Annotated in this window: 25 protein-coding genes; all 25 read right to left on the bottom strand. The window is 68.6% G+C overall.

Annotation, left to right across the window (positions count from 1 at the left end; all coding sequences use genetic code 11):
* Nucleotides 1-49: 49 nt before the first annotated feature.
* The 25 genes from rpsQ to ACZ6SD_RS15530 all read right to left on the bottom strand — a co-directional run bounded on the left by rpsQ (nt 50) and on the right by ACZ6SD_RS15530 (nt 26,229).
* Entirely contained in the window at nt 50-325 is a 276-nt protein-coding gene (gene rpsQ, locus ACZ6SD_RS15650) for a 30S ribosomal protein S17 (RefSeq protein ID WP_465317625.1), read from the bottom strand.
* A complete protein-coding gene (rpmC, locus tag ACZ6SD_RS15645) occupies nt 322-564 on the bottom strand; it encodes a 50S ribosomal protein L29 (protein ID WP_091454134.1) in 243 nt (80 codons plus the stop codon). Before rpmC ends, rpsQ begins: the two co-directional genes overlap by 4 nt.
* 2 nt (nt 565-566) lie before the next feature.
* On the bottom strand, nt 567-986 hold the full coding sequence (gene rplP, locus ACZ6SD_RS15640) for a 50S ribosomal protein L16 (protein WP_091454131.1): 420 nt from the start codon (nt 984-986) through the stop codon (nt 567-569).
* 3 nt (nt 987-989) lie between these two features.
* Nucleotides 990-1,856 carry a 30S ribosomal protein S3 gene (rpsC, locus tag ACZ6SD_RS15635; protein WP_465317624.1) on the bottom strand — a complete coding sequence of 289 codons (867 nt, stop codon included), beginning with the start codon at nt 1,854-1,856 and terminating at the stop codon, nt 990-992.
* The gene (gene rplV / locus ACZ6SD_RS15630; protein WP_465317623.1) at nt 1,856-2,269 is read right to left on the bottom strand and encodes a 50S ribosomal protein L22; all 414 of its coding nucleotides are present in this window, start codon (nt 2,267-2,269) and stop codon (nt 1,856-1,858) included. The genes rpsC and rplV overlap by 1 nt, the downstream gene beginning before the upstream one ends.
* A 48-nt stretch (nt 2,270-2,317) precedes the next feature.
* A complete protein-coding gene (gene rpsS, locus ACZ6SD_RS15625; protein ID WP_018682829.1) occupies nt 2,318-2,599 on the bottom strand; it encodes a 30S ribosomal protein S19 in 282 nt (93 codons plus the stop codon).
* A gap of 18 nt (nt 2,600-2,617) precedes the next feature.
* Complete coding sequence (gene rplB, locus ACZ6SD_RS15620; protein ID WP_091454100.1) at nt 2,618-3,451, bottom strand: 50S ribosomal protein L2; 834 nt, start codon at nt 3,449-3,451, stop codon at nt 2,618-2,620.
* 14 nt (nt 3,452-3,465) lie between these two features.
* Nucleotides 3,466-3,765, bottom strand: coding sequence for a 50S ribosomal protein L23 (rplW, locus tag ACZ6SD_RS15615; protein WP_465317622.1), 300 nt, complete (start codon nt 3,763-3,765; stop codon nt 3,466-3,468).
* Entirely contained in the window at nt 3,762-4,451 is a 690-nt protein-coding gene (gene rplD, locus ACZ6SD_RS15610; protein WP_465317621.1) for a 50S ribosomal protein L4, read from the bottom strand. Before rplD ends, rplW begins: the two co-directional genes overlap by 4 nt.
* A 1-nt stretch (nt 4,452) precedes the next feature.
* Nucleotides 4,453-5,103, bottom strand: a complete 651-nt coding sequence (gene rplC, locus ACZ6SD_RS15605; RefSeq protein ID WP_465317620.1) for a 50S ribosomal protein L3 — start codon at nt 5,101-5,103, stop codon at nt 4,453-4,455.
* A gap of 36 nt (nt 5,104-5,139) precedes the next feature.
* A complete protein-coding gene (rpsJ, locus tag ACZ6SD_RS15600) occupies nt 5,140-5,445 on the bottom strand; it encodes a 30S ribosomal protein S10 (RefSeq protein WP_003938093.1) in 306 nt (101 codons plus the stop codon).
* A gap of 368 nt (nt 5,446-5,813) precedes the next feature.
* Nucleotides 5,814-7,007 carry an elongation factor Tu gene (gene tuf / locus ACZ6SD_RS15595; protein ID WP_465317619.1) on the bottom strand — a complete coding sequence of 398 codons (1,194 nt, stop codon included), beginning with the start codon at nt 7,005-7,007 and terminating at the stop codon, nt 5,814-5,816.
* A gap of 132 nt (nt 7,008-7,139) precedes the next feature.
* Complete coding sequence (fusA, locus tag ACZ6SD_RS15590; RefSeq protein ID WP_465317618.1) at nt 7,140-9,239, bottom strand: elongation factor G; 2,100 nt, start codon at nt 9,237-9,239, stop codon at nt 7,140-7,142.
* Nucleotides 9,240-9,309: 70 nt separating this feature from the next.
* Complete coding sequence (gene rpsG, locus ACZ6SD_RS15585; protein WP_018682836.1) at nt 9,310-9,780, bottom strand: 30S ribosomal protein S7; 471 nt, start codon at nt 9,778-9,780, stop codon at nt 9,310-9,312.
* Between the two features lies 1 nt (nt 9,781).
* A complete protein-coding gene (gene rpsL / locus ACZ6SD_RS15580; protein ID WP_091454089.1) occupies nt 9,782-10,156 on the bottom strand; it encodes a 30S ribosomal protein S12 in 375 nt (124 codons plus the stop codon).
* 689 nt (nt 10,157-10,845) lie between these two features.
* Complete coding sequence (locus tag ACZ6SD_RS15575; protein ID WP_465317617.1) at nt 10,846-11,580, bottom strand: D-Ala-D-Ala carboxypeptidase family metallohydrolase; 735 nt, start codon at nt 11,578-11,580, stop codon at nt 10,846-10,848.
* Between the two features lie 168 nt (nt 11,581-11,748).
* On the bottom strand, nt 11,749-12,153 hold the full coding sequence (locus ACZ6SD_RS15570) for a type II toxin-antitoxin system VapC family toxin (protein WP_465317616.1): 405 nt from the start codon (nt 12,151-12,153) through the stop codon (nt 11,749-11,751).
* Nucleotides 12,150-12,419 carry a type II toxin-antitoxin system Phd/YefM family antitoxin gene (locus ACZ6SD_RS15565; RefSeq protein ID WP_465317615.1) on the bottom strand — a complete coding sequence of 90 codons (270 nt, stop codon included), beginning with the start codon at nt 12,417-12,419 and terminating at the stop codon, nt 12,150-12,152. Before ACZ6SD_RS15565 ends, ACZ6SD_RS15570 begins: the two co-directional genes overlap by 4 nt.
* Before the next feature lie 125 nt (nt 12,420-12,544).
* On the bottom strand, nt 12,545-16,444 hold the full coding sequence (locus ACZ6SD_RS15560; protein WP_465317614.1) for a DNA-directed RNA polymerase subunit beta': 3,900 nt from the start codon (nt 16,442-16,444) through the stop codon (nt 12,545-12,547).
* An 82-nt stretch (nt 16,445-16,526) separates the two neighbouring features.
* Complete coding sequence (rpoB, locus tag ACZ6SD_RS15555; protein WP_465317613.1) at nt 16,527-20,030, bottom strand: DNA-directed RNA polymerase subunit beta; 3,504 nt, start codon at nt 20,028-20,030, stop codon at nt 16,527-16,529.
* Between the two features lie 334 nt (nt 20,031-20,364).
* Nucleotides 20,365-21,525, bottom strand: coding sequence for a hypothetical protein (locus ACZ6SD_RS15550; RefSeq protein WP_465317612.1), 1,161 nt, complete (start codon nt 21,523-21,525; stop codon nt 20,365-20,367).
* A gap of 17 nt (nt 21,526-21,542) precedes the next feature.
* Entirely contained in the window at nt 21,543-22,538 is a 996-nt protein-coding gene (locus tag ACZ6SD_RS15545; protein ID WP_465317611.1) for a hypothetical protein, read from the bottom strand.
* 45 nt (nt 22,539-22,583) lie between these two features.
* Nucleotides 22,584-23,843, bottom strand: coding sequence for an MCE family protein (locus ACZ6SD_RS15540; protein WP_465317610.1), 1,260 nt, complete (start codon nt 23,841-23,843; stop codon nt 22,584-22,586).
* Nucleotides 23,843-25,036 (bottom strand): MCE family protein, encoded by a 1,194-nt coding sequence (locus ACZ6SD_RS15535; RefSeq protein WP_465317609.1) that lies wholly within the window; start codon nt 25,034-25,036, stop codon nt 23,843-23,845. Before ACZ6SD_RS15535 ends, ACZ6SD_RS15540 begins: the two co-directional genes overlap by 1 nt.
* The gene (locus tag ACZ6SD_RS15530) at nt 25,036-26,229 is read right to left on the bottom strand and encodes an MCE family protein (RefSeq protein WP_465317656.1); all 1,194 of its coding nucleotides are present in this window, start codon (nt 26,227-26,229) and stop codon (nt 25,036-25,038) included. Before ACZ6SD_RS15530 ends, ACZ6SD_RS15535 begins: the two co-directional genes overlap by 1 nt.
* Nucleotides 26,230-26,233 lie beyond the last annotated feature (4 nt).

Below are 26,233 nucleotides of genomic sequence, written 5' to 3'. Positions count from 1 at the left end.
CCTGCCAGATTTCCGACCTGACAAGCTCGGCCTGACGGGTCTGACGGATTTACTTGGCCTTTTCGAGGATCTCGACCAGTCGCCAGCGCTTGCTGGCCGACAGCGGCCGGGTCTCCATCAGCAGGACGCGGTCGCCCACGCCTGCGGTGTTCTCCTCGTCGTGCGCCTTCACCTTGGTGGTGGAGCGCAGGACCTTGGAGTACCGCGGGTGCTTCTTGCGGTCCTCAAGGGCGACGACGATGGTCTTGTCCATCTTGTCGGACACGACCAGGCCCTCGCGGACCTTGCGGGTGTTGCGAACCTGGGTCACAGTCTCTTCACTCATGCGGCACCTTCAGTGGTCGCCTCTGCGGGGGACACCGAGAGGCCCAGCTCGCGCTCACGCATCACGGTGTAGATCCGGGCGATGTCGTGCTTGACAGTGCGCAGCCTGCGGTTGTTGTCGAGCTGCCCGGTGGCCATCTGGAAACGAAGGTTGAACAGCTCTTCCTTCGCCTCGCGCAGACGCAGCACAAGCTCCTCGTCGGTCAGCTCACGCAGGTCAGCGGCAGTCGTGCTTGCCATTCCTAGAAGTCACCACCCTCACGCGTGACAATGCGGCACTTCATCGGCAGCTTGTGGATCGCCCGGCGCAGCGCCTCGCGCGCGATCGCCTCGTTCGGGAAGCTCATCTCGAACACGACGCGGCCCGGCTTGACGTTGGCCACCCAGTACTCCGGCGAACCCTTACCGGAACCCATGCGGGTCTCGGCGGGCTTCTTGGTCAGCGGGCGGTCCGGGAAGATGTTGATCCAGACCTTGCCGCCACGGCGGATGTGCCGGTTGATGGCGATACGGGCGGACTCGATCTGCCGGTTCGTCACGTAGGCGGGCTCAAGCGCCTGGATGCCGAACTCGCCGAACGTGACCTTGGTGCCGCCCTTGGCAGCGCCCGCCCGCTTCGGGTGGTGCTGCTTGCGGTGCTTGACCCTGCGCGGGATCAGCATTGGTCAGCCCTCCCCGTTGCCTGAATCAACACTGCCAGAGGTGGTATTTCCACTGGCTGCCGCGGCGCCGTTGGCCGCGGGCGCGTCCACCTTCGTCTGAGCCTCGGCGGCCGCGCGGCCTGCCTCGGTGCTGGTGGCGGTGGTGCCGGAGGCGCCGGAGCGGCGGGCGCGGTTCGGACGCTCGCGACGCGGCTCACGCCGGGTGTCGGGAGCGGCGGACCGGGCCTCGTGCTCGCGGCGGCCGCCGACGATCTCGCCCTTGTAGATCCACACCTTGACGCCGATGCGGCCGAAGGTGGTGCGGGCCTCGAAGAAGCCGTAGTCGATGTCCGCGCGCAGCGTGTGCAGCGGGACGCGACCCTCGCGGTAGTGCTCCGAGCGGGACATCTCGGCGCCGCCGAGACGGCCGCCGCACTGCACCCGGATGCCCTTGACCTGCGGCGAGCGCATGGCCGACTGGATGGCCTTGCGCATCGCGCGCCGGAAGGACACGCGGTTGGACAGCTGCTCCGCGGTCACCTGGGCGACCAGCTGAGCGTCCGACTCGGGGTTCTTGACCTCAAGGATGTTGAGCTGGACCTGTTTCTTGGTCAGCTTCTCCAGCTCGCCGCGGATGCGGTCCGCCTCGGCGCCGCGGCGGCCGATGACGATGCCCGGACGCGCGGTGTGGATGTCGACGCGCACCCGGTCACGGGTCCGCTCGATCTCCACGCGGGAGATACCGGCGCGCTCCATGCCCTTGGACAGGAGGCGGCGGATCTTCACGTCCTCCGCGACGTACTCCGCGTACTGTTTGTCGGCGTACCAACGGGACCGCCAGTCAGTGGTGATCCCGAGCCGGAAGCCGTGCGGGTTGATCTTCTGCCCCATTAGCGGGCACCACCCTTCTTGGCAGCCTTGGCTGCGGGCTTCGGCCGGGACTCGACCTCGACCGTGATGTGGCTCGTGCGCTTGCGGATCCGGTAGGCACGCCCCTGGGCGCGCGGGCGGAACCGCTTCAACGTCGGGCCCTCGTCCACGAACACCGTCTTCACCCAGAGGGTGTCGGGGTCGAGGTTGAGGTTGTTCTCGGCGTTGGCAATGGCACTGGCGAGCACCTTCGCGACCGGCTCACTTGCCGCCTGCGGCGCGAACTGGAGCACGGCCAGGGCCTCGCTGGCGCTACGTCCCCTGATGAGCTCGACGACGCGGCGCACCTTCATGGGCGTGTCGCGAACGTAGCGAGCCCGAGCAACGGCGCTGGGGTACTCCTCCTGCGCCGTTGCTTGGCTACGGGCGTTCATCGCTCTGCTTCCCCTTGCTTTTCTATCGCTCTAGTTAGTTCGTGCCGACTAGCGGCGACGGGCCTTGCGGTCGTCCTTGATGTGGCCCTTGAACGTGCGGGTCGGGGCGAACTCGCCCAGCTTGTGACCCACCATGGCCTCGGAGACGAACACCGGGACGTGCTTGCGGCCGTCGTGCACCGCGATGGTGTGGCCCAGCATGTCCGGAATGATCGTGGACCGGCGGGACCAGGTCTTGATGACGGTCTTCTTGCCTGACTCGTTCAGCGCGTCCACCTTCTTGAGCAGGTGGTCGTCCACGAACGGGCCCTTCTTCAGGCTACGTGGCATATTTCTCTACCTCCCTGCTCAGCGCTTCTTGCCGGTGCGACGGCGACGGACGATCAGGCTGTCACTGGCCTTGCGGCGACGGGTGCGGCCCTCGGGCTTACCGGCCGGGTTCACCGGGTGGCGACCACCGGAGGTCTTGCCCTCACCACCACCGTGCGGGTGGTCGACCGGGTTCATCGCGACACCGCGGACGGTCGGGCGCTTGCCCTTCCAGCGCATGCGGCCAGCCTTGCCCCAGTTGATGTTGGAGTGCTCGGCGTTGCCGACCTCGCCAACCGTGGCGCGGCAGCGCACGTCCACGTTGCGGATCTCGCCCGAGGGCATCCGCAGCTGGGCGTACGGGCCGTCCTTGGCGACAAGCTGCACGCTCGCGCCCGCGGACCGCGCGATCTTGGCGCCGCCGCCGGGGCGAAGCTCGATCGCGTGGATCACGGTGCCGACCGGGATGTTGCGCAGCGGCAGGTTGTTGCCCGGCTTGATGTCGGCCCGGGGGCCGTTCTCAATCGGGTCGCCCTGGCGCAGCTTGTTCGGCGCGATGATGTAGCGCTTCTCGCCGTCGGCGTAGTGCAGCAGCGCGATGCGCGCCGTGCGGTTGGGGTCGTACTCGATGTGCGCGACCTTGGCGGGCACACCGTCCTTGTCGTTGCGCCGGAAGTCGATGAGACGGTAAGCGCGCTTGTGACCGCCGCCCTTGTGCCGGGTGGTGATCTTGCCGTGCGCGTTGCGCCCGCCCTTGCCGTGCAGGGGACGGATCAGCGACTTCTCCGGCGTCGACCGCGTGATCTCGGCGAAATCCGAGACACTGGCGCCACGACGACCCGGGGTCGTCGGCTTGTACTTGCGGATGCCCATGTTTGCTCAGTCCCTTACGCGGCCGGGCCGCCGAAGATCTCGATCGGCTTGCTCTCGGCGGACAGCGTCACGATTGCCCGCTTGGTGTCCTTGCGCTTGCCGTACCCGGTGCGGGTGCGCTTGCGCTTGCCGTTGCGGTTGAGCGTGTTCACGCTCACCACCTTGACGCCGAAGACCTTCTCGACCGCGATCTTGATCTGGGTCTTGTTGGCGTCCGGCGACACCAGGAACGTGTACTTGTTCTCTTCGAGCAGCCCGTAGGACTTCTCGGAGATCACCGGCGCGAGCAGGATGTCGCGGGGATCGGGGATCACTTGTCCTCCTCGGAGTTCGCCTCGGCGACCTCGGCCGACGACGCGCGCGCCTTGGCGGCCTTGACCGGGCGGCTCAGGAAGGCGTCCAGCGCCGCCTTGGTGAACACCACGTCGTCGTTGACCAGCACGTCGTAGGTGTTGAGCTGGTCGGGCGCGATGACGTGCACGTTCGTCAGGTTGCGCACCGACACCCAGGCGACGTCCTCGTCCCGGGTCAGCACGACCAGCAGGCGCTTGGCGTCGCTGAGCGACTCCAGCAGCAGGCGGGCGGTCTTGGTCGAGGGCTTGTCGCCGTCGACCAGGCCGGTCACCACGTGGACCTGGCCAGCGCGGGCCCGGTCGGAGAGGGCGCCACGCAGGGCGGCGGCCTTCATCTTCTTCGGGGTCCGCTGCGCGTAGTCGCGCGGCTGGGGACCGTGCACGACGCCGCCGCCGACGAACTGCGGCGCGCGGGTCGAGCCCTGGCGGGCGCGGCCGGTGCCCTTCTGGCGGTACGGCTTCTTGCCGCCACCGGCGACCTCGCCGCGGGTCTTGGTCGAGTGCGTGCCCTGGCGGGCCGCGGCCATCTGCGCCACGACGACCTGGTGCATCAGCGGCACGTTGGCCTGCACATCGAAGATCTCGCCGGGCAGCTCGACGGTGCCGTCGGTCTTGCCCTCGGGGGTCTTGATCTCAACGCTGGTCATCTCAGGCACCGCCCTTCGCAGCGGTCTTGAGGAACACCAGGCCGCCCTTGGGTCCGGGAACCGCGCCCTTGATCAGGATGAGGCCGGACTCGGCGTCGATCTGGTGCACCTTGAGGTTCTGGGTGGTCACCCGGACGTTGCCCATCCGACCGGCCATCCGCAGGCCCTTGAAGACCCGGCCCGGGGTGGCGCAGCCGCCGATGGAACCCGGCGAGCGGTGCTTGCGCTGGGTGCCGTGCGAGGCGCCGAGGCCCTTGAAGCCGTGGCGCTTCATGACACCCGCGGTGCCCTTGCCCTTGGTGGTGCCGGTCGCGTCGATGACCTGGCCAGCCTCGAACACCTCGACGGTGATCTCCTGGCCGACCTCGTAGCTCGCCGCGTCGCTGGTGCGCAGTTCCGCGAGGACGCGCCGGGGGGTGACACCGGCCTTGGTGAAGTGCCCGGCCTCGGGCTTGTTCACCTTGCGCGGGTCGATCGCGCCGAACGCCAACTGGACCGCGGTGTAGCCGTCGGTCTCCGCGTTGCGCACCTGCGTGACCACATTGGGCCCCGCCTTGACGACGGTCACCGGAACGACCCGGTTGTTCTCGTCGAAGACCTGGGTCATCCCGAGCTTGGTGCCCAGGATTCCCTTCATCTGCCTGTCAGACATGGCTCTATTTACTCTCCGCCGCTCTTCGCCGCACGCTTACTGGATGTTGACGTCGACACTCGCCGGGAGGTCGATGCGCATGAGCGCGTCGACCGTCTTCGGCGTCGGGTCGAGGATGTCGATCAGACGCTTGTGCGTACGCATCTCGAAGTGCTCGCGCGAGTCCTTGTACTTGTGCGGCGAGCGAATGACGCAGTAGACGTTCTTCTCCGTGGGCAGCGGCACTGGCCCGACGACCCGCGCGCCAGTGCGCGTCACGGTCTCCACGATCTTCCGCGCGGACGCGTCGATCGCCTCGTGGTCGTAAGCCTTGAGCCGGATGCGGATCTTTTGTCCCGCCATGATGGCTTGCCGTTCCTCTTCTCGTTGCGATCCTCGGCGGACCTCTTAGGCCGATGCCGCGCCGCGTCCCTGTTCAGAAGTCAATCCTTGTCGGAAAGCCCGGCCCTTCCGGTCCACGCGGTCGGGCGTGTCGCGCCCGCTTCGCATACCGGTCCCTGGGAACTGTCCGAGTCCCGGAGGACTCGGGCACCGCGAGGGACGAGCCGTGCATTATCCGAAGGGCCCTAGGTGGCCCCGGCACTCGTGCGGGGGCGGCCGGTGAAACCCAACCGGCCGCCCCGCGACGAGCAACCCATAAAGGATGCCACACCGGGGTGTGACCATCCAAATCGGGGTGGCCGAACGAGTTCGACCACCCCGAAAAGGCACTACTTGAGGATCTTCGTGACCTGACCCGCGCCGACGGTCCGGCCGCCCTCGCGGATCGCGAACCGCAGACCCTCGTCCATCGCGATGGGCTGGATGAGCTGGACGGTCATCGCGGTGTTGTCGCCCGGCATGACCATCTCGGTGCCCTCGGGAAGGGTGACGACACCGGTGACGTCCGTGGTCCGGAAGTAGAACTGCGGGCGGTAGTTGTTGAAGAACGGGGTGTGCCGACCGCCCTCGTCCTTGCTCAGGATGACGGCCTGAGCCTCGAACTCGGTGTGCGGGGTGGTGGTGCCCGGCTTCACGATGACCTGGCCGCGCTCGATGTCCTCGCGCTTGATGCCGCGGAGCAGGAGGCCGACGTTGTCGCCAGCCTGGCCCTGGTCGAGCAGCTTGCGGAACATCTCGACACCGGTGACGGTGGTCTTCTGCGCCTTCTCGCGGATGCCGACGATCTCGACTTCCTCGTTGACGTTGATGATGCCGCGCTCGATCCGGCCGGTCGCGACGGTGCCGCGGCCGGTGATCGTGAAGACGTCCTCGACGGGCATGAGGAACGGCTTCTCGGTCTCCCGCTCGGGCTCCGGGATGCTCTCGTCCACCGCGTCCATCAGCTCGATCAGGCGGGCGCCCCACTCGGCGTCGCCCTCAAGGGCCTTGAGCGCGGAGACCCGCACGACCGGCAGGTCGTCGCCGGGGAAGTCCTGAGCCGACAGCAGCTCGCGGACCTCCAGCTCGACCAGTTCGAGGATCTCCTCGTCGTCGACCATGTCGGACTTGTTCAGCGCCACCACGATGTAGGGCACGCCGACCTGGCGGGCCAGCAGCACGTGCTCACGCGTCTGCGGCATCGGACCGTCGGTAGCCGCGACCACGAGGATCGCGCCGTCCATCTGCGCCGCGCCCGTGATCATGTTCTTCACGTAGTCGGCGTGACCGGGGCAGTCGACGTGCGCGTAGTGGCGCTTCTCCGTCTGGTACTCGATGTGCGCGATGGAAATCGTGATACCGCGCTGCTTCTCCTCCGGCGCCTTGTCGATCTCGTCGAACGGCGTGAAGGGGTTCAGGTCGGGGTACTTGTCGTGCAGGACCTTCGAGATCGCCGCGGTCAGCGTGGTCTTTCCGTGGTCGATGTGACCGATGGTCCCGATGTTGACGTGCGGCTTGGTCCGCTCGAACTTCGCCTTCGCCACTTGATGTCCTCCTGGACTTGTACTTTCCGCCTGACCGAAGGGGTTTTCGGATGGCGGCTTCAGGGTCGAATGTGCGGACCCCGGGGAGTCCCCCGGAGAGCCCGCACTACTGTGCGGTGCTCCGGTTAGGGGTTACTCCCCCGTAGCCTTTGCGATGATCTCCTTCGCGACGCCCGCGGGGACCTCGGCGTAGGAGTCGAACACCATCGAGTAGTTGGCGCGGCCCTGGGTCTTCGACCGCAGGTCGCCCACATACCCGAACATCTCCGACAGCGGAACCAGCGCCTTGACGACGCGGGCGCCACTGCGCTCCTCCATGGCCTGGATCTGGCCGCGGCGGGAGTTCAGGTCGCCGATGACCTCGCCCATGTAGTCCTCGGGCGTGGTCACCTCGACCGCCATCATCGGCTCCAGCAGCACGGGGCTCGCCTTGCGGGCGGCTTCCTTGAGCGCCATGGAACCGGCGACCTTGAACGCCATCTCGGACGAGTCGACCTCGTGGTACGCGCCGTCCAACAGGGTCAGCTTGAGCCCGACAAGCGGGTAACCGGCCAGCACACCGTACTGCATGGCGTCCTGCGCGCCCGCGTCCACCGACGGGATGTACTCCCGGGGAACGCGGCCACCGGTGACCTTGTTGTCGAACTCGTAGAGCGCGCCGTCCGTGGTGGCCAGCGGCTCCAGCTTGATGATCACCTTCGCGAACTGGCCGGAGCCACCGGTCTGCTTCTTGTGGACGTAGTCGAGCTTGTCCACCGTCTTGCGGATCGTCTCGCGGTAGGCGACCTGGGGCTTGCCGATGTTCGCCTCGACCTTGAACTCGCGGCGCATCCGGTCGACCAGGATGTCCAGGTGCAACTCGCCCATGCCAGCGATGATCGTCTGGCCGGTCTCGTCGTCCTGGTTGACCTTGAAGGTCGGGTCTTCCTCGGCGAGCTTCTGGATCGCGGTGCCCAGCTTCTCCTGGTCGGCCTTGGTCTTCGGCTCGATCGCGACCTGGATGACCGGGTCGGGGAACGTCATCGACTCAAGGACGATCGGGTGGGCCGGGTCGGACAGGGTCTCACCGGTGGTGGTGTCCTTGAGGCCGATGACCGCGTAGATGTGGCCCGCGATGGCCTCGTCGACCGGGTTCTCCTTGTTGGCGTGCATCTGGAAGAGCTTCCCGATGCGCTCCTTGCGGTCCTTGGTCGAGTTGATGACCTGGGACCCGGAGGCGACCCGGCCCGAGTAGACCCGGACGTAGGTCAGCTTGCCGAAGAACGGGTGCACGGCGATCTTGAACGCCAGGCCGGAGAACGGCTCCTCGGTGTTCGGCGCGCGCTTGACGACGGTCTCGCCGTCCTGCAGCGTGCCCTCGACCGGCGGCACGTCCAGCGGCGACGGCAGGTAGTCGATCACGGCGTCGAGCATGGGCTGGACGCCCTTGTTCTTGAACGCCGAGCCGCACAGCACCGGGTACGCGGAGCGGTTCGTCACGATCTTGCGGATGCCCGCCTTGATCTGCTCGACGGACAGCTCCTCGCCACCGAGGTAGAGCTCCATGAGCTCGTCGTCGGTCTCGGCGACGGCCTCGATCAGCGCCTCGCGGTACTCGGCGGCCTTGTCGGCGAGGTCGGCCGGGATCTCCTCGACCGCGTAGTCCTCGCCCTTCTTGACCTCGCCGCGCCAGGTCAGCGCGCGCATCTCCACCAGGTCCACGACACCGATGAAGTCGTTCTCGCTGCCGATCGGGAGCTGGATGGGCAGCGGCTTGGCGCCCAGGCGCTCGGAGATCGTGCGCACGGTGAAGTAGAAGTCCGCGCCCAGCTTGTCCATCTTGTTGACGAAGCAGATACGCGGGACGTCGTACTTGGTGGCCTGCCGCCACACCTGCTCGGACTGGGGCTCGACGCCTTCCTTGCCGTCGAAGACCGCGACGGCGCCGTCGAGCACCCGCAGCGACCGCTCCACCTCGACGGTGAAGTCGACGTGCCCGGGGGTGTCGATGATGTTGATCTGGTGGTTCTTCCAGAAGCAGGTCGTCGCGGCGGACGTGATCGTGATGCCGCGCTCCTGCTCCTGCTCCATCCAGTCCATGACCGCGGCGCCGTCGTGCACCTCGCCGATCTTGTAGCTGATCCCCGTGTAGAAGAGAATCCGCTCGGTCGTCGTGGTCTTGCCCGCGTCGATGTGGGCCATGATCCCGATGTTGCGGACCTTGGCCAGGTCGGTCAGCACGTCGAGTGCCACGGGTTCTTCCCCTGTCCTTGATGCAGCTACGGCGCCGCTGGAACCCCGACCGGGCGGCCGGAGCCGGTTGTCACCAGCGGTAGTGGGCGAAGGCCTTGTTGGACTCGGCCATCTTGTGGGTGTCCTCGCGGCGCTTGACGCTCGCGCCAAGGCCGTTGGACGCGTCGAGCAGCTCGTTCATGAGGCGCTCGATCATGGTCTTCTCGCGGCGCGCCTGGGAGAAGGAGACCAGCCAGCGCAGCGCCAGGGTGGTGGAGCGGCCCGGCTTGACCTCGATCGGCACCTGGTAGGTGGCGCCACCAACGCGGCGGCTCTTCACCTCGATGGTGGGCTTCACGTTGTCGAGCGCGCGCTTGAGCGTGACGACCGGGTCGGTGCCGGTCTTGTCGCGAGCGCCTTCGAGGGCGCCGTAGACGATCCGCTCGGCGACGGAGCGCTTGCCGTCCTTGAGCACCTTGTTGATCAGCTGGGTGACCAGCGGCGAGCTGTACACCGGGTCGGAGATCAGCGGCCGCTTCGGGGCCGGTCCCTTACGGGGCATGTCAGCTCTTCTCCTTCTTCGCGCCGTAGTGGCTGCGGGCCTGCTTGCGGTTCTTCACACCCTGGGTGTCCAGCGAGCCGCGGATGATCTTGTAACGAACACCCGGAAGGTCCTTAACGCGGCCACCGCGGACGAGCACCATGGAGTGCTCCTGCAGGTTGTGACCCTCGCCAGGGATGTACGCCGTGATCTCGATGCCGCTGGTCAGCTTCACGCGAGCGACCTTGCGCAGTGCGGAGTTCGGCTTCTTCGGGGTGGTGGTGTACACGCGGGTGCACACGCCACGCCGCTGCGGGCTCCCCTTGAGAGCCGCAGTCTTCTGCTTGGCGACCTTGTCCTGGCGGCCCTTGCGGACCAGCTGCTGGATCGTGGGCATAGACCGGCTTTCTCTGTTCACTCTCGACGACCACGCGGGCGCCGAAGGCACTGTGTACTTGCGGTTCCTGCTGCTCCACCCGCCCCCCGAGGTCGGGCGTGTCGCCCGGATCGGAGAAACCCGCGTGGGACTGAATCATCCCTGCGGGGTTCGGGAGGAACTCCGACGTGACTGGCAGGAGTCCGGTCACGGACGATCGGATGAACGACCATCAGCGCACGAACCGCGCGGCACAGGCACACGGACCGACCCGACATGGGTCGGGCACGAGTAGCAAAGATACCGTGACCCCGGGGGCGAGGTCAAAACGGGGTGCCCCGAAACGCGCGGGCGGCGCTCCCACGGCTTTCCCGGCCACTGTCGGTATCCGATCGATGCCGTTTCGAGACTCCCGCTCCAGCCCAGAAGAAGGCCCCGCCCGGACACCGGGCGGGGCCTTGTCGCCCGCGTGGCCGTGGGGGGGGGGGCGGGGGGGGGGGGGGGGGGGGGGAAGAACCCCCCCCCCCCCCCCCTAACGCCGCGGCCCCCACCCCCCAACCTGTCCCCGCACCCACAACTCCCCCACCCCCGCCCCCCCCCCCCTCCCCCCCCCCCTCTTCCCCCCCCCCCCCCCCCCCCCCTCCCCCCCCCCCGCCCCCCCCCCCCCCCCCCCCCCCCCCCAGGTCCCGGCCGCCGCGGGCCGGGACGCCTCAGATGCCGCAGCTGGGCGCCGACCAGAACCGGCTCGACCGGTGGTCGACGTGGGTGTGGTCGTTGTGGCCCGGGTAGCCGGGGCCGAGGATGCCGTTGAAGCCGTGGCTGCGCGCCTGCTGCGCCAACCGGCACAGCGAGTGCGGCCCGAAGCCGAGATCGACGGCGTCGCCGTAGAGATGGCGGCTGTCCGACGCCCCGCCGACCGCGTTGTTGCACGCGACGCTGCGGAAGCCGCTGGTCACCCTGATCGACTGGTCGCCGAGGGCGTGCCGCATCGCCTGGAGCTTCCACATCGAGACCAGGGCGTTGAACCTGGCGGTCGATGCCGACACCGCGCCCCCGGACCAGGTGGAGTTGCAGGTGTTCAGCTCGGCGTAGGAAAAGTTCACCGGGGTGCAATCGTCGTCCTGCAGCGCGTAGATCTTGCTGAACGTCGCGGACCCGGCGACCCCGTCCGCGGCGAGGCCGTACGCCTGCTGGAAGCGGGTCACCGCGGCCTTGGTGCCCGGCCCGTAGGCGCCGTCGAGGGCCAGGACGCCGCCGTAGCCGGGGTAGCCGGAGACCCGGATCTGCAACTGCCGCACGTCCTCCCCAGAGGCGCCCTCGGAGAGGGTCCTGCCCCACGTGTAGCAGCCGTCGGCCGACGCCGGGGCCGCGGTGAGGACGAGGACACTGAGGACAGTGGCGGCCAACAGCGGGATGACGGCCAAGAGCCTGCCCAGACGAGCCATGGTGCGCCTCCGAAGGTCAGCGGTGACTGTTCGGAAGCGTTCCGCGCCGACACCCGGAGGGTCAACAATCCCTCGGGCCGATAGGGGTTTAACGCGCTTTCACCCCTAGCTTGAGGTCGCCGCCTCGGCGGTGGTCACTGTGGACGCCGGGGTCGTCCACAGTGAGCCCTAGACGCCAGGAGCCACGACGGTGAGGCCCGCCTCCGCGGCCGCGACCGCCAGCCGCTTGTCATAGGTGACGAACGCGGTGATCGACTTGCCAGAGGCTGCGATGGCATCGGCTGTGGCCACATGGACGGCGTCGAGCGATCGAAGGTTCGGGTCCATGTAGGCGGCAGCGGTGGCGCGCACGACGTCGTTGATCTCGACTCGGTGCAGGTAGCGGAGAACCATCGACACCGAACCGAGCACCCCAGGCTCGCGGCGACGGATAGCGCGGGGGACCTCCACCTCCGCGAGCTTGGAGGTCAGCAGTTGCTTGTCCGACTGGTCCCGCAACCACTCGTTGAGCGCCGCGGACTCGTCTTCCTCGACGACAAGCTTGATTATCGCGCAGCTGTCGAGATAGATCACCAGCGTTCCTCGTCGCGCATAGCGTGCAGGGCCGCGCTGACCGAGTCGCCTTCCACCTTGACCGTGGGCATGGGGATGGGCCCGGTCATCGTCGCAGGGGTGACCCAGCCCGCCTGCACGAGATCATCGATCTCACTGGCCGCGACGGGGATAAGACGGGCGACAGCCTCACCCCTGCTGGTGATCTCCAGGCTCTCACCCCGACGCACACGCTGCACGGTGCCCGCGGTGTCCTGGTTCAGAACGCTGATCGGAACCTGTTCCACGTGCTCATGGTACTAGGTTTTCTAGTAGCAAGGCGTGCCGGGAAAGCCCCGATCGAGTGGTCCCACGGACGCGAAGCGCCCCCAGCCGCGGGGGCTGGGGGCGCTTCGGTGGAGCGGATTTCGGCTTAGCGGTAGTCGCGGCCGAAGTCGTAGTCGTCCAGCGGGACCGCGGCGCCGGTGCCGGTGCCGAACACATCCGGGGTGTAGTAGCCGTCGTCGTAGGACGGGATCGCGTAGGCGGCGACCCGGGCCTCTTCGGTCGGCTGGACCTGGATGTTGCGGTACTTGTTGATGCCCGTGCCAGCCGGGATCAACTTACCGATGATGACGTTCTCCTTCAGGCCAACGAGCTTGTCGCTGCGGCCGTTGATCGCCGCGTCGGTCAGCACGCGGGTCGTCTCCTGGAAGGAGGCGGCCGACAGCCACGAGTCGGTGGCCAGCGACGCCTTGGTGATGCCCATCAGCACCGGGCGGCCCGAGGCGGGCTCGCCGCCGGAGGCGACCACCCTGCGGTTCTCCGCCTCGAACTCGGCGCGCTCGATGAGAGCGCCGGGCAGGAACTCGGCCGCGCCGCTGTCGAGGATCGTGACCCGGCGCAGCATCTGCCGGACGATGACCTCGATGTGCTTGTCGTGGATGGACACACCCTGCGCCCGGTACACCTTCTGGACCTCGTCCACCAGGTGCAGCTGCGCCTCGCGCGGACCCATGACCCGCAGCACCTCGTGCGGGTCCCGGGTGCCCTCCAGCAACTGCTGGCCGACGTTCACGTGGTCGCCGTCAGCCAGCGGGCCGTCCGGAGTCACCGCGAGCCGCTGACGCTTGGACAGCTTCTCGAAGATGATCTCCTCGCTGCCGTCGTCCGGAGTCAGAGTGATCTTCCAGAACCGGTCGCCGTCCTCGATGCGGACGCGGCCGTCGACGTCGGCGATGGGCGCCTTGCCCTTGGGGACGCGGGCCTCGAACAGCTCCTGGACACGCGGCAGACCCGTGGTGATGTCGTCGTTGACGACGCCACCCTGCTGGAAGGTGCGCATGGTGAGCTGGGTGCCCGGCTCACCGATGGACTGCGCGGCCACGATGCCGACGGCCTCGCCGATGTCGACCAGCTGGCCGGTCGCCATCGAGCGGCCGTAGCAGGTGGCGCAGACGCCGACCTGGGCCTCGCAGGTGAGCACGGAGCGCACCTTGACCTTCGACACGCCCGAGGACAGCAGCTTCTCGATCGCCGGGTCGCCGAGGTCGTCGGCCCGGTTCAGGATGACGTTGCCGTCCGCGTCCTTCACGTCGTCGGAGACGCAGCGCGCGTAGACGCTGGTCTCGACGTGCTGGTCGCGCAGGATCTTGCCGTCCGCGGTCGGCTCGCCCAGCGTCATCACGATGCCGCGGGTGGTGCCGCAGTCGACCTCGCGGACGATGACGTCCTGGGAGACGTCCACCAGACGACGGGTCAGGTAACCCGAGTCGGCGGTGCGCAGCGCGGTGTCGGCCAGACCCTTGCGGGCGCCGTGCGTGGCGATGAAGTACTCCAGCACCGACAGGCCCTCGCGGAAATTGGACTTGATCGGCCGCGGGATGAACTCGCCGCGCGGGTTGGTGACCAGGCCGTTCATGCCCGCGAGCTGACGGATCTGGGTCATGTTGCCCGCCGCGCCCGACTTCACGATCGTCGGGATCGGGTTCTCGTCCGGGAAGTTCTCCTCCATGGCGCGCGCGACGTCTTCGGTCGCGTTGCTCCACACCTTGACGAGTTCGTTGTTCCGCTCGGTCGAGGAGAGCTGGCCACGCTGGTAGCGCTTCTCGACCGTGTCGGCCTTCTTCTCGTACTCGTCAAGGATGCCCTGCTTGGCGGGCGGCACGACGACGTCGGAGATCGCGATGGTGACACCCGAGCGGGTGGCCCAGTAGAAGCCCGCGTCCTTGAGCTTGTCCAGGGTCCGCGCCACGGTCACCATCGGGTACCGCTCGGCGAGGTCGTTCACGACCGCGGCCTGCCGCTTCTTGGGCATCGGCTCGTTCATGAACGGGTAGTCCGGCGGGAGCAGCTCGTTGAACAGCACCCGGCCCAGGGTGGTCTCGGCCAGCCACGGCTGGCCGGGGCTCCAGTCCTCCGGCTGCATCCCGGGACCGGGGTTGCGGTCGGCGATGCGGATCTTCACCAGCGACTGGAGGCCGATGACCTTGCGGTCGAAGGCCATGATCGCCTCGGCGGGCGAGGAGAACGCCAGCCCGGCGCCCAGCCCGTCCTCCTTGAGGCGGGTCAGGTGGTAGATGCCGGTCACCATGTCCAGACGCGGCATGGCCAGCGGGCGGCCGGACGCCGGGGACAGGATGTTGTTCGAGGACAGCATCAGGATGCGGGCCTCGGCCTGCGCCTCGGCCGACAGCGGCAGGTGGACCGCCATCTGGTCGCCGTCGAAGTCGGCGTTGAACGCCTCGCAGACCAGCGGGTGCAGCTGGATGGCCTTGCCTTCCACCAGCTGCGGCTCGAAGGCCTGGATACCGAGGCGGTGCAGGGTGGGCGCGCGGTTGAGCATCACCGGGTGCTCGGTGATGACCTCTTCGAGCACGTCCCACACGGCCGGGCGGGACCGCTCGACCATGCGCTTGGCGGACTTGATGTTCTGCGCGTGGTTGAGGTCGACCAGCCGCTTCATCACGAACGGCTTGAACAGCTCCAGCGCCATCGCCTTGGGCAGGCCGCACTGGTGCAGCTTGAGCTGCGGGCCGACCACGATGACCGAACGGCCGGAGTAGTCGACGCGCTTGCCCAGCAGGTTCTGGCGGAACCGGCCCTGCTTGCCCTTGAGCAGGTCGGACAGCGACTTGAGCGGCCGGTTGCCCGGGCCAGTCACCGGACGGCCGCGGCGGCCGTTGTCGAACAGCGCGTCGACGGCCTCCTGCAGCATCCGCTTCTCGTTGTTGACGATGATCTCGGGCGCGCCGAGGTCGATCAGCCGCTTGAGCCGGTTGTTGCGGTTGATCACCCGGCGGTAGAGGTCGTTCAGGTCCGACGTCGCGAAACGGCCGCCGTCGAGCTGGACCATCGGGCGCAGGTCCGGCGGGATCACCGGCACGCAGTCGAGCACCATGCCCATGGGCGAGTTGCGGGTCGCCTGGAACGCGGCGACGACCTTGAGCCGCTTGAGGGCGCGCAGCTTCTTCTGCCCCTTGCCGCTGCGGATCGTCTCGCGCAGGCTGTCGGCCTCGGCGTCGATGTCGAAGTCACGGGCCAGGGTCTGGATCGCCTCGGCGCCCATCGACCCGGTGAAGTAGTCGCCGTAGCGGTCGATCAGCTCGCGGTAGAGCAGCTCGTCGGCGATGAGCTGCTTGGTGTCGAGCTTGGTGAAGGTGGACCAGATCTCGTCCAGCCGGTCCAGCTCGCGCTGGGCGCGGTCGCGGAGCTGGCGCATCTCCCGCTCGCCGCCCTCCTTGACCTTGCGGCGCACGTCGCTCTTGGCGCCCTCGGCCTCAAGCTGGGCCAGGTCGGCTTCGAGCTTCTGCGCGCGGGCCTCGATGTCGGCGTCGCGCTTGTTCTCGACCTGCTTGCGCTCGACGCCCATCTCCGACTCCAGCGTCGGCAGGTCGTTGTGGCGCAGCTCGGTGTTCACCGTGGTGATGACGTACGCGGCGAAGTAGATGATCTTTTCCAGATCCTTCGGCGCGAGGTCGAGCAGGTAGCCCAGGCGGCTCGGGACGCCCTTGAAGTACCAGATGTGGGTGACCGGGGCGGCCAGCTCGATGTGCCCCATGCGTTCACGCCGCACCTTGGCGCGCGTCACCTCGACGCCACAGCGCTCGCAGATGATGCCCTTGAAGCGGACGCGCTTGTACTTGCCGCAGTAGCACTCCCAGTCCCGGGTGGGGCCGAAGATCTTCTCGCAGAAGAGCCCGTCCTTCTCCGGCTTGAGGGTGCGGTAGTTGATCGTCTCGGGCTTCTTGACCTCGCCGTAGGACCACTGACGGATGTCATCGGCGGTCGCAAGCCCGATCCGGAGCTCATCAAAGAAGTTAACGTCCAGCACGGAGGTTTCCTTCTCCCCTTCTTGGTTACAGCTTGAAATGGGGGATCAGGCCCCCGGCCCGCGCGGACCGGGGGCGGCGAGATCAATTCACGATGTCGTCTACCGAAGCCGACTCGTTGCGGGAGAGGTTGATGCCCAGGTTGGCGGCGGCGCGCTCCAGGTCCTCGTCGTCGCCGTCGCGCATCTCGATGGCGGCGCCGTCGCTGGACAGCACCTCCACGTTCAGGCACAGCGACTGGAGCTCCTTGAGGAGCACCTTGAAGGACTCCGGGATGCCCGGCTCCGGGATGTTCTCGCCCTTGACGATCGCCTCGTAGACCTTGACGCGGCCGAGCACGTCGTCGGACTTGATCGTCAGCAGCTCCTGCAGCGTGTACGCCGCGCCGTAGGCCTGCATGGCCCAGCACTCCATCTCACCGAAGCGCTGGCCACCGAACTGCGCCTTACCGCCGAGCGGCTGCTGGGTGATCATCGAGTACGGGCCGGTGGACCGGGCGTGGATCTTGTCATCGACCAGGTGCAGCAGCTTGAGGATGTACATGTACCCGACCGAGACCGGGTACGGGTACGGCTCGCCGCTGCGGCCGTCGAACAGGGTCGCCTTGCCGTTCTCCTTGACCATGCGCTCGCCGTCCCGGTTGGGCCGGGTCGAGGCGAGCAGGCCGGTCATCTCGTTCTCGCGGACGCCGTCGAACACCGGGGTCGCGGTGTTCGTGTTCGGCTCGACGTCGTAGAGCTCCTCGGGGAGCAACTTCGCCCACTCCGGGTCGCCCTCGATCTTCCAGCCCTGTTTGGCGATCCACCCGAGGTGGGACTCCAGGATCTGGCCGATGTTCATACGACGGGGGACACCGTGGGTGTTGAGCACGACGTCGACGGGCGTCCCGTCCGGCAGGAACGGCATGTCCTCGACGGGCAGGATCTTGCCGATGACGCCCTTGTTGCCGTGGCGGCCCGCGAGCTTGTCACCGTCCTGGATCTTGCGCTTCTGCGCCACGTAGACCCGGACCAGCTCGTTGACGCCCGGGGGCAGCTCGTCCTCGTCCTCGCGGCTGAACACGCGGATGCCGATGACCTTGCCGGTCTCGCCGTGCGGGACCTTGAGCGAGGTGTCGCGGACCTCGCGCGCCTTCTCGCCGAAGATCGCGCGGAGCAGCCGCTCCTCCGGGGTCAGCTCGGTCTCGCCCTTGGGCGTGACCTTGCCGACCAGGATGTCGCCAGCGCCGACCTCGGCGCCGATCCGGATGATGCCGCGCTCGTCCAGGTCGGCCAGGACCTCTTCGGAGACGTTCGGGATGTCCCGGGTGATCTCCTCAGCGCCCAGCTTCGTGTCGCGCGCGTCGATCTCGTGCTCATCGATGTGGATGGAGGTGAGCACGTCGTCCTGCACGAGGCGCTGCGAGACGATGATCGCGTCCTCGTAGTTGTGCCCCTCCCACGGCATGATCGCCACGAGCAGGTTCTTGCCCAGCGCCATCTCGCCGTTCTCGTTGCACGGGCCGTCGGCGATGACCTGACCGGCCTCGACGCGGTCGCCCTCGGAGACGATCGGCTTCTGGTTGATGCAGGTGCCCTGGTTGGACCGGCGGAACTTGTACAGCCCGTAGGTCTGGCGGGTGCCGTCGTCGGCCATCACCGTGATGAAGTCCGCGGACAGCTCCTCGATGACACCGCTCTTGCTGGCCACCACCAGGTCGCCAGCGTCGACCGCGGCGCGCAGCTCCATGCCGGTGCCGACCAGCGGGGCCTCGCTGCGCAGCAGCGGCACCGCCTGCCGCTGCATGTTGGCGCCCATGAGCGCGCGGTTCGCGGCGTCGTGCTCAAGGAAGGGGATCATCGCGGTCGCGACCGAGACCATCTGCCGCGGCGAGACGTCCATGTAGTCCACGTCGAACGGCTCGATCAGCTCGACCTCGCCGCCCTTCTTGCGGACCAGGACGCGCTCCTCGGCGAAGTGGTTCTGGTCGTCCAGCGGCGCGTTGGCCTGCGCGATGACGTGCCGGTCCTCCTCGTCCGCGGTCAGGTAGTCGATCTGGTCGGTGACCTGGCCCTCGACCACCTTGCGGTACGGGGTCTCGATGAACCCGAACGGGTTGACCCGCGCGTAGGACGACAGCGACCCGATCAGGCCGATGTTCGGGCCTTCCGGGGTCTCGATCGGGCACATGCGGCCGTAGTGGCTGTGGTGGACGTCGCGGACCTCCATGCCCGCGCGCTCACGCGAGAGACCGCCGGGGCCCAGCGCCGACAGGCGGCGCTTGTGGGTCAGGCCGTCGACCGGGTTGGTCTGCTGCATGAACTGCGAGAGCTGCGAGGTGCCGAAGAACTCCTTGATCGCCGCCACGACCGGGCGGATGTTGATCAGGGTCTGCGGCGTGATCGCCTCGACGTCCTGGGTGGTCATCCGCTCGCGGACGACGCGCTCCATGCGGGAGAGGCCGACCCGGATCTGGTTCTGGATCAGCTCGCCGACGGTGCGCAGGCGGCGGTTGCCGAAGTGGTCGATGTCGTCCACCTCGACCGGGATGGTGACCGCGTTCTCACCCTCGCCGACCGTCATCTCGGTCTCACCGGCGTGCAGGCGGACCAGGTACTCGATCGTGGTGACGATGTCGTCCTCGGTCAGCACGCCGGTGTCCTTCGGGATGGACAGGCCGAGCTTCTTGTTGGCCTTGTACCGGCCGACCTTGGCCAGGTCGTAGCGCTTGTCCTTGAAGAACAGGTTCTCCAGCAGGGTCTGCGCGGACTCCTTGGTCGGCGGCTCGCCCGGGCGCAGCTTGCGGTAGATGTCGAGCAGCGCCTCGTCGGTGCCCGCGGTGTGGTCCTTCTCCAGGGTCGCCAGCAGCGTCTCGGAGAAGTGGAACCGCTCGCGGATCGCCTCGGTGGTCCAGCCCAGCGCCTTGAGCAGCACGGTGACCGGCTGGCGGCGCTTGCGGTCGATGCGCACGCCGACGGTGTCGCGCTTGTCGACGTCGAACTCCAGCCAGGCGCCCCGGCTCGGGATGACCCGGACGTTGAAGACGTCCTTGTCGGTCGTCTTGTCGATCGCGGTGTCGAAGTAGACGCCCGGCGAGCGCACCAGCTGCGACACCACGACGCGCTCGGTGCCGTTGATGATGAAGGTGCCCTTGTTGGTCATGACCGGGAAGTCGCCCATGAACACCGTCTGGCTCTTGATCTCGCCGGTGGTGTTGTTGGTGAACTCGGCCGTGACGAACAGCGGCGCCGCGTACGTCATGTCCTTGTCCTTGCACTCCTCGACGGAGGCCTTGACCTCGTCGAAGCGCGGGTCGGAGAAGGACAGGGACATGGAACCGGAGAAGTCCTCGATCGGGGAGATCTCGTTCAGGACTTCTTCGAGGCCACCGACGGGGCTCTCGTCACCGGCGTCGACGCGGCGCTGGAACCACGCCTCGTTGCCGGTGAACCACTCGAACGACTGAATCTGCAGATCCAGCAGATTGGGCGTGCCCAGAGGTTCACGGATCTTCGCGAACGAGACCCGTCGGGGAGCGCCCGGGATTCCAGAGTTCGAAGCAGTGGAGTTGGTCGCAGCAGTGGCCTTGGTCGCGCGGGAGACTGCCAAGATGCGTCCTTCCAGGACTATGAGCGGTTGACAGCCGCGCTAGCAAGAGTTAACGCGCCTGTCAAGGGTGCCGTGGTGCCCAACATCCTAGCTCTTGGCAAAGGGCGTGCGGGAAGTGGGCAGCGCAAAGGGGCAGTCTAGCCACTAAATGGGCGACTGTCGAGGCCCGCCGCTCAATCGGTCCTCCCGCTCAGTACGTGCTGGGTTACAGCGTGACCCCGCCCGGTCCCTGAGTCAAGATGCCACGCCAACCAGACCACTTTTGCAGCAGTGTGCGCTCACTCACGAACCTACGCTTGACCTGGGGAAACGCAACTGCTAGCAGGCCTTGTGGTCAGCAGGTGGCCGGGTCGTTGCCCGCGGGCAGCGGCTGGTTGAGCATGTCGAAGTCGGTGATCTTCCAGACACCGTCCTGGCGCTCGGCGCGGATGCCGAACTGGGCTCCGCTGGCCGAGGTCTGGTCCTGGTCGGTGCGCGTGGTCGTCTGGTCCACGAAGACCAACAGATCGGCCTGGTCGCCGTCGAGCCGCTGCACGCCCAGCTCGCGGACCTTGGTCGTCAGGACCAGCTTCTGCTGCGGGGCGAGCTCCTTGAGCTGGCCGAAAAGCTTGTCGTACTCGCAGACCGCCTTGCCCGCGAAGCTCTCCCGGACGGCCTTGGCGGTGGCTTCGAGGTCGGTGTGGTTGTAGGACAGCGCGCTCTCCACGGCCCCGCGCAGCTTGCCGGTGATCTCACTGGTGGCCGCCGGGTCTATGATCGCCCGGTTCCCCGCGTCGGCCCCGGCGGTGAGCGAGTCGGCCTCGCCCTTGAACCAGAACGCGGCGCCCGCCAGGACCACCGCCAGCACGCCCAGGGCGATGGCCAGGTTGAACCCCCGGGACCGGGCCCGAGCGGCCTTCTCCGCCGCGGTCGGCTCCGCCTCGGCGGCGCGCCTGCGGCCGCCGGAGCCACGCTCGACGGTGCTCATGTACTCCGGCACCGCCGAGCCCTGGGCACGGCGCTTACCGGCAGGCCGTGAGCCCGCGCCGCTCTCCTGCTTGCCCGCGCCGCCCTGGCTGCCTGCCGTGCCGTTCGCGCCGACGGCCGCCTGCTTGGGGCGCGGCGACGGCCGGGGCGTCGGCCTCGGCGTCGGGCGCGGCGGCGCGGGGATCTCCGGGGCCGCGGCGGCGAGGCCGGGACGGGGCGGGAGCTTCGCGGGCTTGTCGGCGGTGTCCGCCTGCCCGGTCTTGGCGGTGCTCCCCGCGCGCGTGCCTGCCTTGTCCGCGCCGGACGTGCCCGCGGCGGTCTTGTCGGCGCTCGCCTTGGCAGGGGCGGTCTTGCCAGCGTTTGTGTCGTTGGGAGCGGTCTTACCGGCGCTTGTCTGGTCGGTGAGAGCGGTGTCGCCGGTGGTGGGCGCGGCTGGGTCGGCGGGGCCAGCGGGCTTGCGCAGACCCGCCACCTTGGGGCGGCGGGCGTGCTGGGCGGCCGGGCGGCGACGGGACGGAGGCGTGGGCACTGCGGGGGTCCTCTCGGCTATCCGGCGGGCGTGAAGGGCACGTAACCGAGCCCGCTGAGCTTCCATCCGGTGTCCGTGCGATCCAGGGACGCCCGGATGCGCTGGAACTTCTGGTAGGCGGGCTTGCCCTCGGGGGCCACGTCGATCCGGATCGCGGCGATGACCTCGGCCTTGCCCTCACGGTCCTGGAGGGTGATGACGGCGGTCTTGAGGACGGTGGCCGTGGTGACCGTCTTGGCCTGCTCGATGGTGGTCTTGGTGGCCGCTCGGCGGCTGTTCACCTCGTCCAGCAGCGGGCCGGTCGCGGTGGCGGCCCAGCGGTCGAAGTCTTCGTCGACCTTGTGGAAGTCGAGGCTGTTGAAGGTCACGATGCCCGCGCTGGCGACCCGGGCGACCTCGTCGCGCATCCGGGCCAGCTCCAGGTCGCCGTCGCGCGCGGCGCGCGCCCAGGCGATCCCGAACCACGCCGCGAACCCCCCGGCGACGACCGCCAGCACCATAGCGACCACCACGAACGGATTGGGCCCCGGCCGCCTGCCCGCGCCCCCGGCGGCGCCTGCGTCGGCGCCATCGTCGCCATTGCCCGCGCCACCGTCGTCAGCCCCGTCCGCGCCACCGGCATCCTCGACGCTGTCAGCGTCGCCGTCATCCTCGGCGCGATCAGCGTCGCTGGCATCTTTGGCACCACTGGCGTCACCGGCACCGTCCGCGTCACCAGCGCTGGTGGTGTCTTCGGCACCGGCAGCGCTCTCCGCTGGACTGGCGTCACGCGCGCCACCGGCGCTCTCCGCGTTCCCAGCGCCACCAACCGTCGCACCAGCGGAGCCGCGGGAATCGTCGACGTCCTCCGCGCTGGTGCCACCACCGTCGCGCTCAGCGCCATTGGCGTCGGCGGCGTCAGGAGTGCCAGCGTCGGCCGCGTCCTCGGCGCTGTGGGGGGCGTCCGGGCTGTCGGCGGGGCGGGGCGGGGTCACCGAAGACTCCGGTGGCTCTTCAGTGTCCGTGGTGGTCATGGCGCTCCAGGGTAGACCGTGCGTAGTCAGGTGCGTGTTTGCCGGTCAGCGGGGCAGGCCGAGCAGGTCGGCGAGGCCGGTCCGGCCTGGGACGCCGGGCGCGCCGACAGTGCCGGGGACACGCGCGAAGTCGGCAAGCTGCTCCTGGGGGCGGCTCTGGGCCGCGGCCAGTTCCTCGGGGGTCGGCTCGACCGGTCTGCCGCCGACCGGGGCGTTCTGGGAGCCGCGGACGTTGATCGGGCTGCCGACCGGCTCGGCGCAGTAGGCCCGCTCGTTCACCGGAGTCGGGTCGGTCTCGTCGCCGTCGCGGCGGGGCGTGCCCTCGTAGCCCCTGGTGCAGCTGGGCGGGTCGAACAGGTTCAGCGCGAGGCCCAGGTGCGCGGTGCCGTCGCCGGGGACCACGGTTTTCGGGCCGACCGCCAGGACCGGGTAGGCCACCAGCGCCAGTTCGAGCCCATCGGTGCGGGCCAGCAGGATGTTCGAGGTGGTCAGCAGGTTCGCCAGCACCACGCCGATGCCTTGGCCGGACTCGCGCAGCAGGCCGGTCACGGCGTCGGCCGCGCCGGGGGTGGCGGCGATGAGGGTGCGGATGTCCTGGTCGGAGCCGCGCAGTTGCTGGGCGAGCAGCCGGAGGTCGCCCGCGAACGAGGTGATGTTGCCCGCCTGGGCGGCCTGGGTGTCGAGCACGACGCCGCCGTCTTCGATCAGTTTGATGGTCTGCGGCAGGTTGTCGCGGGCGGCCTTGGTGAACTCGCCGGTGGTGTCGAGCAGGGCCTGGAGGTCGGGGCCGGTTCCGGAGAACGCCTTGTCCAACTCGTCCACGACAGTGCGCAGGGACTCGGTCGGTACCGAGTTGGCGAGAGCGTCTAGATCGCGGATTACCGCGTCGGTGCTGACTGGGGTCTTAGTGCGGTCGGCGGGGATTACCGAGCCCTCGGTAAGCGTGGGACCGCCCTCGGCGCGGGGACGCAGGTCCACGAACTGCTCGCCGACCGCCGACCGGTTGGCGATGACGGCGTCGAGGTCGGCGGGGATGGCGGGCGCGGCGGGGTCGATGTCGAGGTCGACGTCCATGCCCGCGCGGGTCAGCCGGATCTCGCCGACCCGGCCGACGTTCACGCCGCGGTAGGTGACCTCGGCGTTGGTGAAGATGCCGCCGGACTCGACCAGCCGCAGCGTCACCCGGTAGCCGTCCGCGCCGAACGCGCGGCCGAGGTCGGTGAACCGGACGGCCGCGTAGCCGACCGTGAGGACGGCGATCACCAGGAACGCGATCAGCTGGCGGCGGACTCGCTGGGTGAGCATCAGGCGCCGCCTCCCAGGAGCACGTCGAAGACACTGTCCAAGCCCGACAGCGGACCGGTGGCGCCCGTTAGCGGGGTAGGGGGCGCGTCGAGGGCGGGCAGCGGCAACGGAACTGGCAGCGGCGCGGTGTTCGGCGGCCCGTCCTGGCCGCCGGTGACGTCGCCGATGATCGGGACGTCCTGGAGTGGGTTCTGCCTGCTGCGGGACAGGTTGTCCACGACGGTTTGCAGGTTCAGGTCGAGCTTGGCGTAGATGTTGAAGTAGTCGCCCTTGGCGCCCTTGGCCGCCTCGTCGGTGAACGGGAAGGTGACCAGCAGCTCCAGCGACTTGGGCAGGTTCTCCCCCGCCTCGCCGAGCTTGCGCAGCGTCGGGGTCAGCGCCTTGAGGTCCGCCACCAGGTCTTCCTGGCTCCGGTTGACCGTGTCTACCGCGACGCCGGAAAGCGCGTCGAGGCTGCGCAGCATGGTCACGAGCTGCGTGCGCTGGTCGGCGAGCACCTTGAGGCCGGGGCCGATGCCGTCCACCACGCCCGCGATCTCGTCCCGCTGGTCGTTGAGGGTGCTGGCGAGGCGGTTGAGGCCGTCGAGTGCGCGGGTGATGTCGGCCTTGCCCTCGTCCAGCGTGGTGACCATGGTGTCGACGTTGTCCAGCAGGGCGCGGATGTCGGTTTCCCGGCCCTCCACGGCGGCGTTCAGCTCCCGGGTGATGCTCCGCAGCTGCTCGACGCCGCCGCCGTTGAGCAGCAGGGACAGCGCGCCGAGCACTTCCTCGACCTCGGTGTTGCGGTTGGTGCGGTCGATCGGGATCAGCGCGCCGTCAGTGAGCCGTCCCTGGGCCTGACCGGCGGGCGGCGGGCTCAGCTCGATGTACTTCTCGCCAAGCAGGCTGGACTGCCGGACCTTGGCGAAAGCGTTTGCGGGCAGCTCGACAGCCTGGTTGACCAGGACGGTCGCCTCGGCGGTCCACCCGTCCTCGGCCAGCCCGATGGCGTCGACGCGGCCCACGGTGACCTCGTTGACCTTCACCCCGGACTGCGGCACGAGGTCGAGCACGTCGCGGAACTGGACCTTCACCGAGTACGGCCGGTCGCCGAGGTCGGCCCCACCGGGCAGCGGCAAGTCGTAGATGCCGGTGAACCCGCAGCCGGACAGGACAAGAGCGCTGGCCGCGATAAGAGGCGCGAGACGGGTCATCACCGGCCACCTCCCTGCGACGCGTAGACCTGACCGGCCAGCGGCAGCGGCAGGCTCGGCAGCTTCCCGTTCCGCAGGCCGTCGATGACCTGCGCGGGCGACTCCAGCGGCACCAGGCCCTGCACGACCGGCGCGAGTTGGTCGCAGAGGTCGGCCAGCGTGGGCGGCAGCGGGGCGGTCGTGCCCTGCCGGACGAGCTTGCACACCGTCACGATCGGCGGCTGGGCCAACTCGTTGAGGTTGGCCCGCGCGTCGAGCGTGCCGGAGGCGGCGTTGTAGCTGTTGACCACGTTGCTCAGCGCCAGCGGCGCGATGTCCAGCGTCTCGGCGAGCGCGGCACGCTGGTCGACCAGCACCTGGGTCACCGTGGCCAGCTTGTCCACATTGGACTTGATTCGGCCCCGGTTGTCGTTGATGAACCGCTGGACCTGGCCCAGCGCGACACTGAGCTGTTCGACCGTCCCGGAGAGGTTGCCGCGCTCGCCCGCCAGGAACTGCGCCGCCTCGGCGAGCTGCTCGTTGAACCGGCGCACCTGGTCGTCGCTCGCGGCGAGCGTGCTGGTGAACTCCTGGAGGTTCCGGACGGTGGCGAACAGGTCGTCGGAGTTGCCCGACAGGGTGCCGCTGAGCTTGCCGAGCTGGGTGACGGTGTCGTTGATGGCCTGGCCGTTGCCGTCGAGGTTCTGCGCGAGGGTGTCGAGCAGGTCCGACAGCGCGCCGTCCTGGTTCGCGCCGTTGGGGCCGAGGGTGGTGCTGACCCGGTTCAGGCTCGCGTAGAGGTCGTCCACCTCCAGCGGCGTCGCGGTGCGCTCGCGCGGGATGACCGCGCCCGCCCGCATCACCTCGCCGCCGGTGTGGGCGGGGGCGAGCTGCACGTACCGGTCAGACACCAGCGACGGCGCGACGATCACGGCCCGCGCGTCGGCTGGCACGTCCACGGTCCGGTCGACCAGCAACTCGACCTCGACCACGTCCCCGCGCGGGGTGACCTTGTCGACCGTGCCGACCTTGACGCCGAGGACGCGCACGTCGTTGTCCGCGTAGAGGCCGACGACGCCGGTGAACACGGCGGTGTACCGCTTGGCGTTGGGCTCGCGCAGCAGCCACCACAGGGCCGTGGCGAGCACCAGGCCGAGCACACAGGCGATGGCGACGACCCGGGCCAGATCCCGACGCGGCTTAGTGGCCAACAAGCTG

It is taken from the genome of Actinokineospora sp. NPDC051303 (assembly GCF_055586285.1).
This window is presented reverse-complemented; position numbering and strand designations above follow the sequence as displayed.